General features: G+C 67.4%; 12 protein-coding genes and 1 pseudogene. 8 read left to right on the top strand and 5 right to left on the bottom strand.

From position 1 onward, the window contains the following. Nucleotides 1–45 precede the first annotated feature (45 nt). A complete protein-coding gene (locus MYXE_RS13820; protein WP_085198462.1) occupies nt 46–1,563 on the top strand; it encodes a PPE family protein in 1,518 nt (505 codons plus the stop codon). A 249-nt stretch (nt 1,564–1,812) separates the two neighbouring features. Continuing rightward, a complete protein-coding gene (locus MYXE_RS13815) occupies nt 1,813–3,399 on the top strand; it encodes a PPE family protein (protein WP_085198460.1) in 1,587 nt (528 codons plus the stop codon). A 207-nt stretch (nt 3,400–3,606) separates the two neighbouring features. Here MYXE_RS13815 and MYXE_RS13810 read toward each other — a convergent pair whose 3' ends face one another. Continuing rightward, on the bottom strand, nt 3,607–4,581 hold the full coding sequence (locus tag MYXE_RS13810; RefSeq protein WP_085198642.1) for a quinone oxidoreductase family protein: 975 nt from the start codon (nt 4,579–4,581) through the stop codon (nt 3,607–3,609). A 279-nt stretch (nt 4,582–4,860) separates the two neighbouring features. Between MYXE_RS13810 and MYXE_RS13805 the strand changes: the two genes are divergently transcribed. Together MYXE_RS13805 and MYXE_RS13800 are read left to right on the top strand one after the other, a co-directional pair. Continuing rightward, nucleotides 4,861–6,441, top strand: a complete 1,581-nt coding sequence (locus MYXE_RS13805; protein ID WP_085198458.1) for a PPE family protein — start codon at nt 4,861–4,863, stop codon at nt 6,439–6,441. Between the two features lie 62 nt (nt 6,442–6,503). After that, a pseudogene (locus MYXE_RS13800) lies at nt 6,504–7,189 on the top strand (hypothetical protein). On the opposite strand, the gene MYXE_RS13795 reads toward MYXE_RS13800, so the two are convergent. The 4 genes from MYXE_RS13795 to mptB form a co-directional block, all read right to left on the bottom strand. Further along, nucleotides 7,154–8,050 (bottom strand): COX15/CtaA family protein, encoded by an 897-nt coding sequence (locus MYXE_RS13795; RefSeq protein ID WP_172468594.1) that lies wholly within the window; start codon nt 8,048–8,050, stop codon nt 7,154–7,156. The pseudogene MYXE_RS13800 and the gene MYXE_RS13795 sit on opposite strands and share 36 nt — an antisense overlap. A 109-nt stretch (nt 8,051–8,159) precedes the next feature. Beyond that, nucleotides 8,160–8,939, bottom strand: a complete 780-nt coding sequence (locus MYXE_RS13790; protein WP_085198454.1) for an ABC transporter permease — start codon at nt 8,937–8,939, stop codon at nt 8,160–8,162. Continuing rightward, nucleotides 8,939–9,868 carry an ABC transporter ATP-binding protein gene (locus tag MYXE_RS13785; RefSeq protein WP_112650144.1) on the bottom strand — a complete coding sequence of 310 codons (930 nt, stop codon included), beginning with the start codon at nt 9,866–9,868 and terminating at the stop codon, nt 8,939–8,941. Before MYXE_RS13785 ends, MYXE_RS13790 begins: the two co-directional genes overlap by 1 nt. A gap of 11 nt (nt 9,869–9,879) precedes the next feature. After that, entirely contained in the window at nt 9,880–11,583 is a 1,704-nt protein-coding gene (gene mptB / locus MYXE_RS13780) for a polyprenol phosphomannose-dependent alpha 1,6 mannosyltransferase MptB (RefSeq protein WP_003920232.1), read from the bottom strand. Nucleotides 11,584–11,628: 45 nt separating this feature from the next. Between mptB and MYXE_RS13775 the strand changes: the two genes are divergently transcribed. The 4 genes from MYXE_RS13775 to sufC are packed head-to-tail and all read left to right on the top strand — an operon-like array spanning nt 11,629 to nt 16,974. After that, nucleotides 11,629–12,417, top strand: a complete 789-nt coding sequence (locus MYXE_RS13775) for a helix-turn-helix transcriptional regulator (RefSeq protein ID WP_081485297.1) — start codon at nt 11,629–11,631, stop codon at nt 12,415–12,417. Further along, nucleotides 12,414–14,993: an intein-containing Fe-S cluster assembly protein SufB gene (gene sufB / locus MYXE_RS13770; RefSeq protein WP_112650143.1), complete on the top strand. Its 2,580-nt coding sequence runs from the start codon at nt 12,414–12,416 to the stop codon at nt 14,991–14,993. Before MYXE_RS13775 ends, sufB begins: the two co-directional genes overlap by 4 nt. After that, nucleotides 14,990–16,201, top strand: coding sequence for a Fe-S cluster assembly protein SufD (sufD, locus tag MYXE_RS13765; protein WP_003920236.1), 1,212 nt, complete (start codon nt 14,990–14,992; stop codon nt 16,199–16,201). Before sufB ends, sufD begins: the two co-directional genes overlap by 4 nt. Next, nucleotides 16,198–16,974, top strand: a complete 777-nt coding sequence (gene sufC / locus MYXE_RS13760; RefSeq protein ID WP_003920237.1) for a Fe-S cluster assembly ATPase SufC — start codon at nt 16,198–16,200, stop codon at nt 16,972–16,974. Before sufD ends, sufC begins: the two co-directional genes overlap by 4 nt. The last annotated feature ends 2 nt before the right edge of the window (nt 16,975–16,976 follow it).

Genomic DNA, 16,976 nt, shown 5'->3' with positions numbered 1-16,976 from the left:
GGTGAGCAGGTCGCTACCCGGCAAAGACGACCGGAAGGAGTGCCTGTGACAGCGCCGATCTGGATGGCGTTTCCACCCGAGGTGCATTCCGCGCTGCTTTCTGCCGGCCCGGGGCCGGGATCGTTGCTGGCGGCGGCGGGGGCGTGGTCGTCGTTGAGCGCTGAATATGCTTCGGTGGCCGACGAACTGGGCGCGGTGCTGGCAGGGGTCCAGGCTGGGGCGTGGCAGGGGCCGAGCGCGGAGTCGTATGTGGCCGCGCACGTGCCGTACCTGGCCTGGTTGACGCAGGCCAGCGCCAACAGCGCGGCGGCGGCCGCCCAGCATGAAACGGAGGCCGCGGCGTACACCGCTGCTTTGGCGGCGATGCCGACGCTTGCGGAGCTGGCGGCCAACCACGCCGTTCACGCCGTGTTGTTGGCGACGAATTTCTTTGGGATCAACACGATTCCGATCGCGCTCAACGAGGCCGACTATGTGCGGATGTGGATCCAGGCAGCCACCACGATGAGCACGTATGAGGCGGTTTCCACTACCGCAGTCGCCTCAACGCCAAGCACTGCGCCAGCCCCACAAATCCAAAAAACCAACAGCGACAGCAGCAGCAGCAGCGACAGTGGCGGCGACGGCAGCGGCATCATCGACAACGACGGCGGAGACCCGACCCAGCTCAGCTGGTACGTCAACCGGATCACCGAAATCACCGATACCCTGGGGCGCGACTTGTCCGAATTTGGGACAAACCCGTCCGCGGCGCTGCAACAGCTGCTGAGCGACATTCCGGCCTTGATTGCCGACGAGATCGGCCACCTGGGCGAATTCATCAACACGTTCCAACCGGAGTTGACCGCGGCCGCGCTCACACTGACGCTGGCCAATGCCGGCTTTGTCGGCGGATTTGCCGGGTTGGCCGGCCTGGCCGGCGTGCCTCAACCGGCCGCGGCACCAGCTGCGCCCGAGGCGATGGCCGCTCCGGCGCGGCTGGAATCGGTGCCTGCCGCCGCGATGTCCCCGGCTGTTGCCGCGCCGGCGGCGGCGCCGGCGACGTCGTCGCCGCCCGCGCCCGCGCCGACACCCAGCACCGTCGCCAGTTCCGCGCCGGCGGCGCCGCCCGCCGCGGCACAGCCCGCCATCGGCTACCCCTACATCGTGGGCCCACCCGGTATCGGCTTCGGCTCGGAGATGAGCAGCAGCGCCAGCTCGAGCGCGAAACGGAAGGCGCCGGAATCGGGGACCGCTGCCGCCGCGGCAGCAGCGCGGGACCGGGCCCGGGCCCAGCGGCGCCGACGGGCACAGTTGCGGGGGCACGGCGACGAGTTCATGGCGATGAACGTCGAGGTGGAGCCCGACTGGGGCGAGCCGCCGGGTGACGATCCTGCTGCCTCGACCGCGGCGTCGGACCACGGTGGGGGGCCGTTGGGATTTGCCGGGACGGTCACCGGCGAGGCGACTCGAGCGGCGGGATTAACCAGGCTGGCCGGAGACGACACCAGCGGAAACCCGGGTGTGCCAATGGTGCCCGCGACATGGCGCAACGGGCCCGAGTCAACAGACGGCACCCGGTAATAACTGGCTGACCTTCATCACAAGCCGCGGGCGCTCCGCGTGGCCGCACAACCAACGGCATGGCCGCCATGGTTGAAAATGAAAACGATATTCATTATGGTTGGCGACGCGGAGAGGAGTGTTTGCCATGCCGTCGCAAGGTGTTCCCGAAAGACTCGCCGCCAGCGTCGCCGACCAAACATTGGCCGTCCGCCTCGATCCCGTCAATGCTGCTGGCGCGTCGTCGAATGCGATCAAGGACAGCTGACGGTGTCCGCGCCGGTTTGGATGGCGTTGCCGCCAGAAGTGCATTCGGCGTTATTGAGCGCGGGACCGGGACCGGGGCCGTTGTTGGCTGCGGCGGGGGCGTGGAGCTCCCTCAGCGCCGAATACGCCTCGGTCGCAGAAGAACTCAGCGCGATTGTGGCGGGCGTGCGGGCCGGGGCGTGGCAGGGGCCGAGTGCAGAGTCGTATGTGGCCGCACACGTGCCGTACCTGGTCTGGCTGACGCAGGCCAGCGCCAACAGCGCGGCGGCGGCCACCCAGCTCGAGACCGCCGCCACGGCGTACACCTCGGCATTGGCGGCGATGCCGACGCTGGCCGAGCTGGCTACCAACCATGCTGTTCACGCGGTGTTGGTGGCGACGAATTTCTTTGGCATCAACACGATTCCGATTGCACTGAACGAAGCAGACTATGTGCGGATGTGGATCCAGGCCGCCACGACAATGGCGACCTATCAAGCGGTGTCCAGCGCCGCGGTGGCGTCGACGCCGCAAACTGCCCCGGCCCCGCAAATCCAGAAATCCGAATCGACCGCCCAGGATTCCGGCGGAGCTCCCGACCCGACGGTCGACAACCCGATCGATGACCTGATCGCAAACTTCCTGAAAAACTTTGGAATCAATTGGGATCCGGCCAACGGCACCGTCAACGGCCTACCCTACGACGCCTATACGAACCCCGCCGACCCGATGTGGTGGGTTGTTCGAGCACTCGAGTTGTTCGAGGACTTCCAGCAGTTCGGTGTCGATCTGGTGCAAAATCCCGCGGCCGCTTTCCAATACCTCGTCGAACTTGCGCTGTTCGACTGGCCGACCCACATTGCCCAGCTCACCGGGCTGAACCCAACTCAGCAGTTGCTGGCGGTCGTGATCGGGGCAGCGCTCGCCCCGGCCGGGGCCGTGGGTGGCTTCGCGGGGCTGACCGGCCTGGCCGCCATGCCCTCTGCCGTGCCCGCCGTGGCGCCCGCGGCCGAACCCGCGTCCGCGCCGACAGTACTGCCGGCCGTCGCAATGGCTCCGACCATGTCCGTGCCGGCGGGGGCCCCGGCCCCGGCCCCGGCACCCACGACCGCCTCGGCGGTCAGCACTGTCGGCGGTTCTGCTCCGCCGACACTCCCCTCGGCGACAGCGAGTGCGGCGGGTTTCGTCCCTCCCTACGCGGTGGGGCCGCCCGGAATTGGCGCCGGCACGGGGATGAGTACCAGCGCCAGCTCGAGCGCGAAAAGAAAGGCGCCAGAACCTGACTCGGCAGCAGCTAGGGCAGCAGCCGCCGCGGGCCAGCAGGCGCGGGCGCGACGGCGCCGGCGTGCGACGGAGCGGGGGGTTAGCGACGAGTTCATGGCCATGCACGTCGACGTCGACCCTGACTGGGAGTCGACGGACGAGCAGCCCGCCGCCTCCACGGCGGCCTCGGATAGCGGTGCCGGGGCCCTGGGCTTCACCGGGACGGTGCGCGAAAAACGTAACGCGACCGAGGCGGCCGGGCTGACCACGTTGGCCGGCGACATGTTTGGTGAGGGTCCACGCACGCCGATGCTGCCGGGCACCTGGGACCAAGACCAAGGCGGTTAGCGAAAAGCATTGATTGCAACAGATTCACTGAGGGCCGCTGCAGCGAGTTCGTGTGACTCCCAGGGAATGCGATTGCTTCGCACATTCTTGGGACGAAGTCGTCTCACCGATCCCCGGTGCGCGGCGTGGTCACCTGATCGGCCTCGCCCCAACCTCCGCGTCCGGTTTCGGTCCGGCCAACTTCCGCCGCTGTCGCTCTTGTGCCAACTATGGCACCAGCACGATCGAGCCGACCGTCTTGCGCCCCTGGAGATCCCGATGCGCCTGAGCGGCATCGGCTAACGGGTAACGCCTGCTCACGGTGATCTTGACCGACCCGTCGGCGATCGCATTGAATAATTCCTCTGCGCGCCAGGAGAATTCCTGCTCGGTGCGGGTAAAGTCGGCCAGCTTCGGGCGAGTCAGGTATACCGAGCCGGCGGCGTTGAGCCGCTGCGGGTCGACGGGCGGCACCGGTCCACTGGCAGCACCGAACAATGCCAGCGTGCCTCGCACGGCCAGACTGGCCAAGCTGGCGTCGAACGTGCTGGCCCCCACCCCGTCGTAGACCGCGGCCACACCAGCACCGTCGGTCAACTCCCGGATCCGTTTGCCGAATCCGTCGGCGTCATCCGGGTAATCGAGCACGTCCGCGGCGCCGGCTTGGCGCGACAGCTCAGCCTTTTGCGGTGTCGACACCGTGGTGATCACGCGGACACCAAGGCTGGACGCCCACTGCGTCAAGATCAAGCCCACCCCACCGGCGCCAGCGTGCACCAGTACCGTATCGCCGGGCTGTGCCGGATACACCGACTTGATGAGGTAATGCGCGGTCAGCCCCTTCAGCAGCGCCGAAGCCGCCACATCGCAGTCGACCCCGAACGGTAGAGGTGCGACGAATTCTGCTGGCGCCGTGCAGTATTCGGCGTAGGTCCCCGCCGCGGCCGCGGTCACCACCTGATCGCCGACGCGCAACCTCGTCACCCCGTCACCCACGACGGCGACCGTGCCCGACACTTCGGTGCCGAGCACGAAAGGCAGCTGCCGCGGGTATTGCCCGGACCGGAAATAGGTGTCGATGAAGTTGACCCCGATCGCCTCGGCTTTGATCAACACCTCGCCGGATGCCGGTGACGGCTGCGGCTTGTCGACATAGCGCAGGACTTCCGGTCCGCCGAGTTCGGCGACTTCGATGGCATGCATGCTGACAATCATCCGCAGGCGCAAAGACCCCATGGAATTGGGCCGCCCGGATGGCGTGATCCCTGCAGCGTGCTGGCCGCTCGGCGCGGGCGGACGAACGGGGCCGCGCCACCGCGCAGGCTCGACAGATTAGCTTAGGCAATGCTAAGCTGCGGCAATCGGCATAGCGTCGGGGGAGGCGCGCAGAGGCGTGGAAGACCGCGGCGATGGGTGCGTGGCCTGGGTCGATGTGGCTCGGCCCGGCATTGGTGATGCGGCCTGCTATTCGGGTGGCTGAACATGACGACGCCGGTGTGGATGGCGCTGCCGCCGGAGGTGCATTCGGCGTTGATTTCCAGCGGCCCGGGGCCCGGGTCGATGTTGGCGGCGGCGGGCGCATGGAACACGCTGAGCGTCGAATACGCCTCAGCGGCCGAGGAGCTCAGCGCCCTGCTGGCCGGGGTGCAGGCCGGCGCGTGGGAGGGGCCCACTGCGGAGTCTTATGCGGCGGCGCACGTGCCGTTTCTGGCGTGGCTGATGCAGGCCAGCGCCGACAGCGTCGCCGCAGCCGCCCAGCTGGAGACGGTGGCCGCGGCTTACGCGGCCGCATTGGCGGCGATGCCGACCCTGGCCGAGTTGGCGGCTAACCACGCTATTCACGCGGTGCTGGTGGCGACGAATTTCTTTGGGATCAACACGATTCCGATCGCGCTCAACGAGGCTGACTATGTGCGCATGTGGGTCCAGGCCGCCATGACAATGGCCACCTATCAAGCGGTTTCGACCATCGCGCTGGCGTCGACTCCGCACACCAGCCCGGCGCCGCAGATCCAGAAATCCGCGGGCTCTACGTCGGCGTCAACCGGAACGCAGCCTGCCGAATCCGGGTTTTCAACGGGTCTGGGCGACCTGCTGGATTCTCTGGCGGACAGGTTGGGGCTAGGACCGCTAGTCGATGAGTTCGGAATCGACCACATATTTCAATTCCTGAACAATCCGGTGCAGTTCACGGAGCAGCTGATCACCAAATTTCTGGCGAATCCGGTTGCGGCGCTGGCTAATCCGGCTTCTTTGATCTTCGACGGCGACGAGGTAATCGCCCCATTCTTCTTGAATTTGCCGCCGTTCTATTATCTCTACCCGCTGGCGATCGCCCCCGTCGGGGCGGTGGGCGGCGTGGTGGGGCTGGCCGAGCCGACCAGCCTGCCCCAACCCGCCGCCGAACCAGCCCTGACGGCGCCGGCGTCGACACCCGCGGCGGCCGCACCCGAACCGATGCCGGTCGCTGCGACCGCCCCGGCTTCCACCGCGCTTGTGGCGGGATCTGCGACGGCCCCGGCACCAACAACCGCACCCGCGACGGGCACCGTCGCCGGCTCCGCGCCGCCGCCGGTGCCGGTCGCCACCGGAGTCGCGAGTTTCACCCCTCCCTACGCGGTGGGTCCTCCCGGCATCGGGTCTGACTCGGGGATGGGCAGCACCTCCAGCGCGAGCGCCAAAAGAAAAGCGCCACAACCCGATACCACCGCGGCGGTGAGTGCGGTGGCCGCGCGGGAGCAGGCGCGGGTGCGACGGCGGCGGCGCGCGAAGCTGCGCGGCCACGGCGATGAGTTCATGGAGATGAACGTCGAGGTCGACCCGGACTGGGGTGCGCCGCCGGGTGAGGCGCCAGTCGCGTCGACCGCGGCATCCGATCAGCGCGCCGGGCCGCTCGGGTTCGCCGGAACCGTGCGTAAGGGCGCCGTCAGCGAGACCGCCGGTTTGACGATGCTGGCCGGCGACGAGTTCGGCGGGGGGCCGACCATCCCCATGGTGCCGGGCACCTGGGGGGGTGAACACGACCGGCCCAACAAGGCAGGCGCGGCAGACGATGACCTCTGACGAAGAACCCGTTCGGCAACGTCGATCCCGTGCTAACTATCATCCGCAGGTGTGGTGAGCCCATGAAGCTGGCCCGCCCCGATGTCCGTCATCCCCGCATCGTGCTGGCCGGCTCCGCGCGGTCCATCGAAGGCGACCGCGATGACGCGGGCCTGGTCGCCGCCCTGCGCAAACGGGGGCTCCATGCACGGTGGCTGTCGTGGGACGACCCGGCAACGCTGGATGCCGACCTGGTCATCCTGCGCGCAGCGCGGGATCACCCGGCCGGGTGGGCGAGTTCCTCGCCTGGACGACACGGGTGTCGCATCTGCTGAACCCGCCAGAGGTCATCGCCTGGAATATCGACGCGCGATATCTGGCCGCGCTCAAACGTGCCGGTGTGCCAACCGCACCACGCGGCGCCGTTACTACCGCGTTGGTTTTTCTCGGCGGCCGGCAGTCGCATGCATTTACCGGAAAGCAGGCTGTCGAACCGGATTTCGAGCTGTGGGAGGTGGGGCATGCCGCGCTGCGGGCCGCGGCTGACCAAGTCGGCATCGAGGCGGACGAGTTGCTCTATGCCCGCGCGGACGTGACCGGTGGCCCCGAGGACGGCAGGCTTGCGCGACTCGACCTCGTCGCGCCACGGCTCGGGTGGAGCGTACTGCCCGACACCGCCCGTGGCGACCGCGAGCGACAGTTCGCGCTGTGCGTCGAGTCAGCGCTGGAGCGGTTAGGGCTGGGCCCGCTCTCGCATCGACGCCCATAGCGCGGCGGTGCCCGCGGTGCACAGCGTCGCTCCCGCGACGTGCACCGCGACCAGCGCGGCGGGCACACCGGCGAAGAACTGCACGGTACCGATCAGCGCTTGCCCGCACACCAGCAGCACCAGCACACCTAGCCGCAGCAGCACCCGCCGTGGTGCGTGCACCGCCAGCAATCCGAACCCCAGCCCGACCAGCAGCGTCAGGTAGGCGACCAGCAGCGACGAGTGGATGTGCACCAGCGTGGTGATCTCGATTTTCAACCGGGGCACGGTCCGGAACGTGCTGCGGTCGCCGGCGTGCGGGCCGGCGCTGGTCACCAAAGTGCCGGCCACCAACACCGCTGCCAGCGTCGCGGCGCTCAGCGCGGTGAGCCCACGCAGCGGTGCGACCACCCGATAGCGCACCACACCGCCGTCGGGTTCGCCGATCTTGACGTACAGCAGCACCGCTAGCCACACCATCGTCATCGACGCCAGCAGGTGGATGGCCACCGTCCACCACAGCAGCCCGGTGAGCACGGTGATGCCGCCGATCACTGCCTGCACGATCGTGGAGGCAGGCATCAGCCAGGCATACACCAGCACTTCGGGCCGGCGGCGCGCCCGGGTGACCGCCAGCACCGCCAGCACCGCGGCGACGACCACAGCGATGCTGATCAGGCGGTTGCCGAACTCCACCGCCTGGTGGACCCGCGGCACCTCGGCGACCGCTACCGGGGTGAAGCTGCCGGGAAAACACTGCGGCCAGGTAGGGCAGCCCAGCCCCGACGCGGTGACGCGGACGACGGCGCCGGTAACGGCGATGCCACCTTGGGTGCCGATCACGGCGGCAGCGATAGTGCGCTGCGCGCGCACGCTGGGCATGGGCAGCAGGTCCACCAACCGCAGCAGCCACCGCCGGACGGGCATCGCCATGGTCGCCACGGCTTCGATGCTAGGCGAATAGGAACTACACGGCGTAGTAGCGGCCGAGTCAGGTGAAGCGGAACCAGCGCAGTGCAGCCAGCGCCGCCAGCGCACCCCATATCGCCAGCACGAGGATGCCGAACCAGTCGACCGACCGCGACAGCGCGTCCGACAGCGCGTCGGTGAACGCCCCCGACGGGGTCAGCCGCGCGGCCCGCTGCAGCGCCGTGGGCACCATGGTGGTTTCCACGGTCAGCGCGCAGGACCCGGCGAAGACGAACCACAGCAAGTTGCCGACCGCCAGGACCGCATCGGATCGCAGGGTGCCGCCCAGCAGCAGCCCGAGCGCCGAGAAGGCCGCGGTGCCCAGCGCGATGATCGGTGCGCCCAGCGCCAGGCCCGCGACGTCAGGCCGCCAGCCCAATGCAAACCCGATGGCCCCCAAGGTGATTGACTGCAACAACACCACTCCGACCACCGCGAGCGACTTGCCGGCGATGATCGCCCAGATCGGCAGCGCGGTGGCCGCCAGCCGTTTGAGCGCGCCGTAGCGCCGGTCGAAGGCCACCGCGATGGCCTGCGCAGTGAAAGCGGTCGAGATCACCGCCAAGGCCATGATCACCGGGACGAAGGTCGCCGCGCGGTTCGGGCCGAACGAGCCGAGCGGTAGCAGTGTGAGCCCGACGAGCAGCGCGATCGGGATGAACAGGGTCAGCAGCAAGTACTCGCCGTTGCGCAGCCACAGCTTCAACTCGAGCGCGGATTGCGCGGCCAGCATCCGGGGCACCGTGTTGGGTCGCGGGTCCGGCGTGAAGGTGCCTGCGGGAAAAAGCGAATCACCGGTCATCAGCGCAGCTCCCTGCCGGTGAGATCCAGGAACACGTCTTCGAGGCTGCGCTGTTCCACCCGCATGTCCGTGGGGAGCACGTCGATCTGCGCGCACCATGCGGTCACAGTCGCCAGCACCTGGGGGTTGATCGGTCCTTCGACGAGGTATTCGCCCCGCGTTACCTCAGTCGTCTTGTAGTCCTCGGGCAAGGCGGCAACCAGCAGTGACAGGTCCAGCCGCGGCGGCGCGCTGAACCGCAACTGGTCTTTGGCGCCGGTGCGCATCAGCTCGGCGGGCGTTCCCGCGGCCACCTCCACACCATGGTCGATGATGACGATCCGGTCGGCGAGCTCTTCGGCCTCCTTGAGTTGGTGGGTGGTCAGCAACACCGTCACACCGTCGCGGCGCAGCGCGTCGATCAGCTCCCAGACCAGCAGCCGGGCATGCGCGTCCATGCCTTCGGTCGGTTCGTCAAGGAACACCAGTTCTGGACGGCCCACCAGCGCGCAGGCCAGCGCCAGCCGCTGCTGCTGCCCGCCGGAGAGCTGGCGATAAGACGTGCGTGCAGCGTCGGTGAGACCGAGCGTGGCCATCAGCCATTGTGGGTCCAGGGGATTGGCGGCATAGGCGGCTACCAAGTTGAGCATCTCGCCGGCGCGGGCCAACGGGTAGCCGCCACCGCCTTGCAGCATCACTCCGATCCGCGCCCGGAGCCGGGCGTGATCGGCGATCGGGTCTAAACCGAGCACCTCGATGGTGCCGGCGTCAGGGCGGATGAAGCCCTCGCACATCTCGACCGCGGTGGTTTTGCCCGCACCGTTGGGACCCAGCAAGGCCAGCACTTCGGCGGGGTGCACCTCCAGGTCGAGGTGCGCGACCGCGGTTGTGGACCCGTACTGCTTGCGTACCCCGCGTAGCCGCACCGGGACATCTGGCGCTGAGCTCACGGAAAGCCAGCCTAAGCGCCCGGCACTGCTTGGCGCTGCGCGGTATCGGTGGGGGACACCACATCAGGCGCCGGTTCAGTCACCGCCTCGTGACGGAGCACGCGAGTGTCGATCGGCAGTCGGCGCCACGGCAAGCGCGTGTAGGTCATGGCGATCAGCAGCACCACGATCACGGTACTGGCCAGTGTGGCGTCCACGATTTGGAACAACGCGAAACGGTCTCCGTTGGCCGTCGGGCCGAAGACACCGACGACGATCGTGACGACGATCGCCGCCACCCGGAAGCCTGGGCGGGTCGCCCAAGCAGCCAGCGGGATGATCGCCCACAGCAGATACCACGGCTGCACCACCGGGAACAGCAGGACCGTGACGCCCAGCGCCACGCCCAGCCCGCCCACGGGGTGCAGCCGGCCGCGCCACACCGCCACCAGCAGCCAGCCCACCATCACCGCGATGATCAGCACACCGATGCCGCGGGTCAGCGACAACACCGCAGTGGTGTGATCGCCTAGCCGCAGCAGGATCCCGGCCTGCCCGGTGCCCAGGGCAAGCAGCGTCGGCGGTGACATCCAGCTACGCACCACATTGGCGGTGCCCAACGTAAAGATCCACCCGAACCCCAGCCCGCTGGCCCAGCCGACGACGGCCATCACCGCCAGCGCCACGGCGCTCATCGCCCCGCCGACCAGCAGCAAGGCCCGCAGGCTGCCACCCAAGCGGCGGGCCAGGGCCGTCGCGACGAACCCCAAGGCCAGCAGCGACGGCAATTTCACCTGCGAGGACAGCGTGATCAGCACCGCGCCGAAGAGCAGCATGCCGATCGGCGCCCAGCCCCGGCAACCGGTCGTCGGCCTCGGCGTCGGCAGCTTCGGCGAGTCCCAGACATCTAGGCCCCGCAACGCGAATTCGGTGCCGGCCAGCATCAGACCCAACATCAGCGCTTCGTTGTGGATGCCCGCGACCAGATGCATGATCAGCAGCGGGTTGGCCGCACCCAGCCACAACGCGCTGACCTCGGCGACACCGCAGCGCCGGGCCAGGCGCGGGGTGGCCCAGACGATCAGGCCGACGCCGATCAGCACCACGAGCCGATGGCACAGCACGGCCGCGACGATGTTTTCGCCAGTCAGCGCGGACACGCCGCGGCCGATCCACAAGAACAGCGGACCGTACGGCGCCGGGGTGTCACGCCACAGGCTCGGCACCGACAGCGTGAACACGTGGTCGAGGCCCAACGCTCGCGCCGGGCCCACCCGATAGGGGTCGAGCCCCAGTCGGCAGATCTGGCTTTGCGCCAGATAGGAATAGACGTCCTTGCTGTACATGGGCGGCGCCATCAACAGCGGCAGCGTCCACAACAACAAGGTGCGATCTAAATCCCCGCGGGACATCCGTCTGGCGCCCAGCGCGAAGCGGCCCAGCATCAGCCACGCCAGGGCCATCATCACCGCGCCCGTGGTGGTCATCGTCAGCGACACGGTCTGAATCCGGGACGGCAGGTTGAGCAGCCTAACCCCGAACGTGGGGTCCTGGACGACCGGCCGGGCACCGGCGCCGAGTGCGCCGATCGCCATCAGCACCGTGCCGGTGGCCCCGAACAGCCGGGTCCGCCGAAGCGCGACGACTTCGGCGTCGTTAAGCGGCGAACCCACGGCCAGTTCGTCGCCGTGCCAGCGGGCAATCGCCGAGCTCAGCGTGTGGTGGCGGGCTGCCATCAGAGCAGCGTAACTGCCACAGCGGGAAGACCCGTCGGCCGCCAGCTGGACCCGGTCCCGGAATTTTGTCACACTGGTGTTGTGAAATTCCGGTCGGAGGCCGACCAGGCAGCGGCGACGCATGACGGGCCCACCCGTCGTGCGGTCGTGCAGTTGCTGCTGGAGTCGGGGCCGATCACCGCGGGCCGGATCGGTGAGCGGTTGGGCCTGTCGGCTGCCGGTGTACGCCGTCATCTCGATGCGCTGATCGACGCCGGCGAGGCGGAGTCGGTGCCGGCTGCGGCCTGGCAGCAGATGGGACGCGGGCGACCGGCGAAGCGCTACCGGCTGACCGCGGCCGGCCGCGAGACGCTCGAACACGCCTACGACGACCTCGCGTCGGCGGCAATGCATCAACTCCGCGAAATCGGTGGCGACGAAGCGGTGCGGACCTTCGCACGGCGGCGCATCGACACGATCTTGTCCGGGGTTCAGCCGGCCAGCAGCCATGCCGACGCCGACGTCGAGGCGACCGCCGAGCGGATCGCCACTGCGCTGACCAAAGCGGGTTACGTGGCCACGACCACGCGAGTAGGTGGGCCGATCCACGGCGTGCAGATTTGCCAGCATCACTGCCCGGTTTCCCATGTGGCCGAGGAGTTTCCGGAGTTTTGCGAGACAGAGCAGCAGGCCATGGCCGAGGTGCTCGGCACCCACGTGCAGCGGCTGGCGACCATCGTCAACGGGGATTGCGCCTGCACCACCCACGTGCCGCTCACCCCGATAAGCACCACACCTCTTCGGCGTACAGCCCATGTCGAAGCCACCACTAGCAAGCAAGGAGCGTCGCGATGACGACCACCCCTGAGGTTCGCAAGCTGGACGAGCCGCTGACCCAGCAGGAGGCGATCGCCGCGCTGGGCCGCTACGGCTACGGCTGGGCGGACTCCGACATCGCGGGCGCCAGCGCCCGGCGCGGGCTCTCCGAGGAAGTGGTCCGCGACATCTCGGCGAAGAAGAACGAGCCGCGGTGGATGCTGGAGAACCGGCTGAAGGCGTTGCGCATCTTCGAGCGCAAGCCGATCCCGACGTGGGGGTCGGATCTCAGCGGAATCGACTTCGACAACATCAAGTACTTCGTGCGCTCCACCGAGAAGCAGGCAGCCACCTGGGATGATTTGCCGGCAGACATTCGTAATACGTACGACAAGCTGGGAATTCCGGAAGCCGAAAAGCAGCGGCTGATTGCCGGCGTGGCGGCCCAGTACGAATGCTTGGCGGGTGACACCTTGGTGTGGACCGCCAACCGCGGCCAGGTCGCGATCAAGGACATCGAGTTCGGTGACCGGGTGTTCGCCTACGACGAGGACGCCGGGCGCTTCGTCGTGGCGCCCGTCAAGGCTGCGGCCCAGACCGACACCCGTTTGACCCACGAGGTCAAGACCACTGGGCGGAGCATCCGCGCCACCGACAACCACCCCGTGCTGGTGTCGCGCGACGAGCGCACGGGAGACCGGCAGCGTGCCCGGTATGTCCGGCGGTGGGTCACGGTTGGCGACATCCAGCCGGGCGACTTCATCGCGGTGCCGCGCCGTCTGCCCGAATTCGGTGTGGCCGCGGAACTTCCGAGTGCTGCCGGTCTGCGGACTCCTGCGGTGAGCTCCGTCGACCTGATGTGGCTGCTGGGCTTTTACATCGGCGCCGGCAACCTGCATCTATCGACGAAGACCTACCGGGTTCAGTTCGCCATTGCGGCCACGGATGCCGCGCTTCGCGCCGAATTGGCCCGTGTCGTCGACGAACTGTTCGGGCTGCGCTGCGTCGAAGCCGGCGAATACCGCGCGGTCGTCAACTCCAAGGCATTGACCGACTGGATCGTGGAGCTGGGCTTCGGCGGTTTGTCGTTGACCAAGCGGGTGCCGGACTGGGTCTACTCGCTGCCGCGCGATCAGCGGCTGGCGTTCCTCGGTGGTTGGGTCGACGCTGACGGCCATGTCGGCCCGGATCACAGCGGCTCCGTCTTGCTGACCTGCGGCAACGAGGCATTGCTCGAACAGGCGCGCGAACTGGCCGAACTCTGCGGATTGCGCGCAGGAGGGCCATGGGCGTTCACCCAGCCGTATGACCACGATCGCTCACGTACCCAAATTGCTTGGCGTCTGAGCATTTCCGGCGATTTCGAGCATCTCGGATGCCGTAACCCGAAGCACACGAGTGGCTTAGGACGGCGTCGCAACATGCATTCGCCCAACGACGAGCACGGAACGGCGGTTCGCGTGCATGGCAATGAGTGGCTCGGTTTCGAGCGGGTCGAGTCCGTCGAGCCATACGCCGTCGAGCCGGTGTACGACATCGAGGTCGACGGGCCGCACAACTTCGTGGCCGCAGGTCTCGTGGTACACAACTCCGAGGTCGTCTACCACAAGATCAGGGAGGACCTTGAATCGCAAGGGGTTATCTTCCTGGACACGGATACAGGGCTGCGCGAACACGAGGACATCTTCAAGCAGTACTTCGGAACTGTGATCCCGGCTGGCGATAATAAATTTGCTGCCTTGAATACTGCCGTCTGGAGCGGCGGCAGCTTCATATACGTCCCGCCGGGCGTGCACGTCGAGATTCCGCTGCAGGCCTACTTCCGGATCAACACCGAGAACATGGGCCAGTTCGAGCGGACCCTGATCATCGTCGACGAGAACGCTTACGTTCACTACGTGGAAGGGTGCACGGCGCCCATCTACAAGTCGGATTCGCTGCACTCGGCGGTGGTGGAGATCATCGTCAAGCCGCACGGACGCTGCCGCTACACGACGATCCAGAACTGGTCGAACAACGTCTACAACCTGGTCACCAAGCGGGCCCGCGCCGAAGAGGGCGCCACGATGGAGTGGATCGACGGCAACATCGGCTCCAAGGTGACGATGAAATACCCGGCGGTGTGGATGACCGGCGAGCACGCCAAAGGCGAAGTGCTGTCGGTGGCATTCGCCGGCGAAGGCCAGCATCAGGACGCTGGCGCCAAGATGTTGCACCTGGCGCCGAACACGTCGAGCACCATCGTGTCCAAGTCGGTGGCCCGAGGCGGCGGACGCACCTCCTACCGCGGCCTGGTGCAGGTGAACAAGGGCGCGCACGGATCGCGCTCCAGCGTGAAATGCGATGCGCTGCTGGTGGATACGGTCAGCCGCAGCGACACGTATCCGTATGTCGACATCCGCGAGGACGACGTCACGATGGGCCACGAGGCCACCGTGTCCAAGGTCAGTGAAAACCAGCTGTTCTACCTGATGAGCCGTGGGCTGACCGAGGACGAAGCGATGGCGATGATCGTGCGCGGCTTCGTCGAACCGATCGCCAAAGAGCTGCCGATGGAATACGCGCTGGAGCTCAACCGGCTGATCGAGCTGCAGATGGAGGGTGCTGTCGGATGACAGCTTCCGACCTGACCGTCGAGGGATCGCCAGCGGGGTCGTCACTTGCCGCACTGAACAAGGGAGAGCTGTTCGCGTCGTTCGACGTCGACGCCTTCGAGGTTCCCGGCGGCCGCGACGAGATCTGGCGGTTCACCCCGCTGCGGCGATTACGCGGCCTGCACGACGGCTCAGCGCGTGCAACGGGCAGGGCACAGATCACCGTCGCCGAACAGCCTGGTGTCACCGTGGAAACCGTGCGGCGCGGCGACGTGCGGCTCGGCCAGGGCGGTGTGCCGGCCGACCGCGTTGCAGCGCAGGCTTTTTCGTCGTTCAACTCGGCGACACTGGTCACCGTCGAACGCGGCGCATCGGTGCCGGCGCCGATCGACATCTCGATTACCGGCCCGGGCGAGGGCGCGACGGCCTACGGGCATCTGCAGATCCGCGCGGAAGAGCTCGCCGAGGCGGTCGCGGTGATCGACCTGCGGGGCAGCGGGACCTATGCCGACAACGTGGAATTCGTGGTCGGTGACGCCGCTCGGCTCACCGTGGTGTGGATCGCCGACTGGGCCGACGACGTCGTACACGTCAGCATGCACCACGCCGCGCTGGGCAAGGACGCGGTGCTGCGCCACGTCGCGGTCACCCTCGGTGGCGAAGTGGTGCGGCTGACGGGTAGGGTGCGGTTCGGCGCATCCGGCGGCGACGCCGAACTGCTCGGTCTGTACTTCGCCGACGACGGGCAGCACCTCGAGTCACGGCTGCTGGTCGACCACGCTCACCCGGACTGTAAATCCAACGTGCTGTACAAAGGTGCGTTGCAGGGGAATCCGGATTCGGGTCGGCCCGACGCGCACACCGTGTGGGTGGGCGACGTGCTGATCCGCGCCGCGGCCACCGGCACCGACACCTTCGAGGTGAACCGCAACCTGGTGCTTACCGACGGCGCGCGCGCCGACTCGGTGCCCAACCTCGAGATCGAGACCGGGGAGATCGTCGGCGCCGGACACGCCAGCGCCACCGGACGCTTCGACGAGGAGCAACTGTTCTACCTGTGTTCCCGCGGAATCCCCGAAGAGCAGGCCCGCCGGCTGGTGGTGCGGGGCTTTTTCGGCGAAATCATCGCCAAGATCGCCGTGCCCGCGGTGCGTGAGCGTCTGAGCGCAGCCATCGAACACGAACTGGCCATCTCGGAAAACACGACAGCAAAGACGACGGCTTCATGACCACTTTAGAAATCAAAGACTTGCACGTCAGCGTCGCCGACCCGTCGGACACCGAACGGGAGATTCCTATTCTCAACGGTGTCGACCTGACGGTGAGCTCGGGCGAAACACACGCGTTGATGGGCCCCAACGGCTCAGGCAAGTCGACACTGTCCTACGCCATTGCCGGGCACCCGAAGTACAAGGTGACGTCCGGGTCGATCACCCTCGACGGCGAAAACGTGCTGGACATGAGCGTCGACGAGCGAGCCCGGGCCGGTTTGTTCTTGGCCATGCAGTACCCGGTCGAGGTGCCCGGGGTCTCGATGTCGAACTTTTTGCGCAGCGCTGCCACCGCGATCCGGGGCGAGGCGCCGAAGCTTCGGCACTGGGTCAAAGAAGTCAAATCGGCGATGGATGCCCTTGACATCGATCCGGCGTTCGCCGAACGCAGTGTCAACGAAGGCTTTTCCGGTGGCGAGAAGAAGCGCCACGAGATTCTGCAACTCGGCTTGCTGAAGCCCAAGATCGCGATCCTCGACGAGACCGACTCCGGCCTGGACGTCGATGCGCTGCGTGTGGTCAGCGACGGGGTCAACCGCTACGCCGAAGAGGTCCGCGGCGGCATCCTGTTGATCACCCACTACACCCGGATCCTGCGCTACATTCACCCGCAATTCGTGCACGTGTTCGTCGGCGGGCGGATCGTGGAATCCGGGGGGCCGGAGCTGGCCGACGAGCTGGACCAAAACGGCTACGTCCGATTCACCCAAGCCGCAGCAACGGGGGCTTGACC

This window comes from Mycobacterium xenopi, from assembly GCF_009936235.1.
Classification (GTDB): domain Bacteria; phylum Actinomycetota; class Actinomycetes; order Mycobacteriales; family Mycobacteriaceae; genus Mycobacterium; species Mycobacterium xenopi.
This window is presented reverse-complemented; position numbering and strand designations above follow the sequence as displayed.

Bases quoted from the DNA above. Each gene is read 5' to 3' on its own strand.
- MYXE_RS13810 (WP_085198642.1), bottom strand. From the start codon at position 4,581: ATGCATGCCATCGAAGTCGCCGAACTCGGCGGACCGGAAGTCCTGCGC.
- MYXE_RS13790 (WP_085198454.1), bottom strand. From the start codon at position 8,939: ATGACCGGTGATTCGCTTTTTCCCGCAGGCACCTTCACGCCGGACCCG.
- MYXE_RS13795 (WP_172468594.1), bottom strand. From the start codon at position 8,050: ATGCCCAGCGTGCGCGCGCAGCGCACTATCGCTGCCGCCGTGATCGGC.
- sufC (WP_003920237.1), top strand. From the start codon at position 16,198: ATGACCACTTTAGAAATCAAAGACTTGCACGTCAGCGTCGCCGACCCG.
- mptB (WP_003920232.1), bottom strand. From the start codon at position 11,583: ATGGCAGCCCGCCACCACACGCTGAGCTCGGCGATTGCCCGCTGGCAC.
- sufB (WP_112650143.1), top strand. From the start codon at position 12,414: ATGACGACCACCCCTGAGGTTCGCAAGCTGGACGAGCCGCTGACCCAG.
- sufD (WP_003920236.1), top strand. From the start codon at position 14,990: ATGACAGCTTCCGACCTGACCGTCGAGGGATCGCCAGCGGGGTCGTCA.
- MYXE_RS13805 (WP_085198458.1), top strand. From the start codon at position 4,861: ATGACGACGCCGGTGTGGATGGCGCTGCCGCCGGAGGTGCATTCGGCG.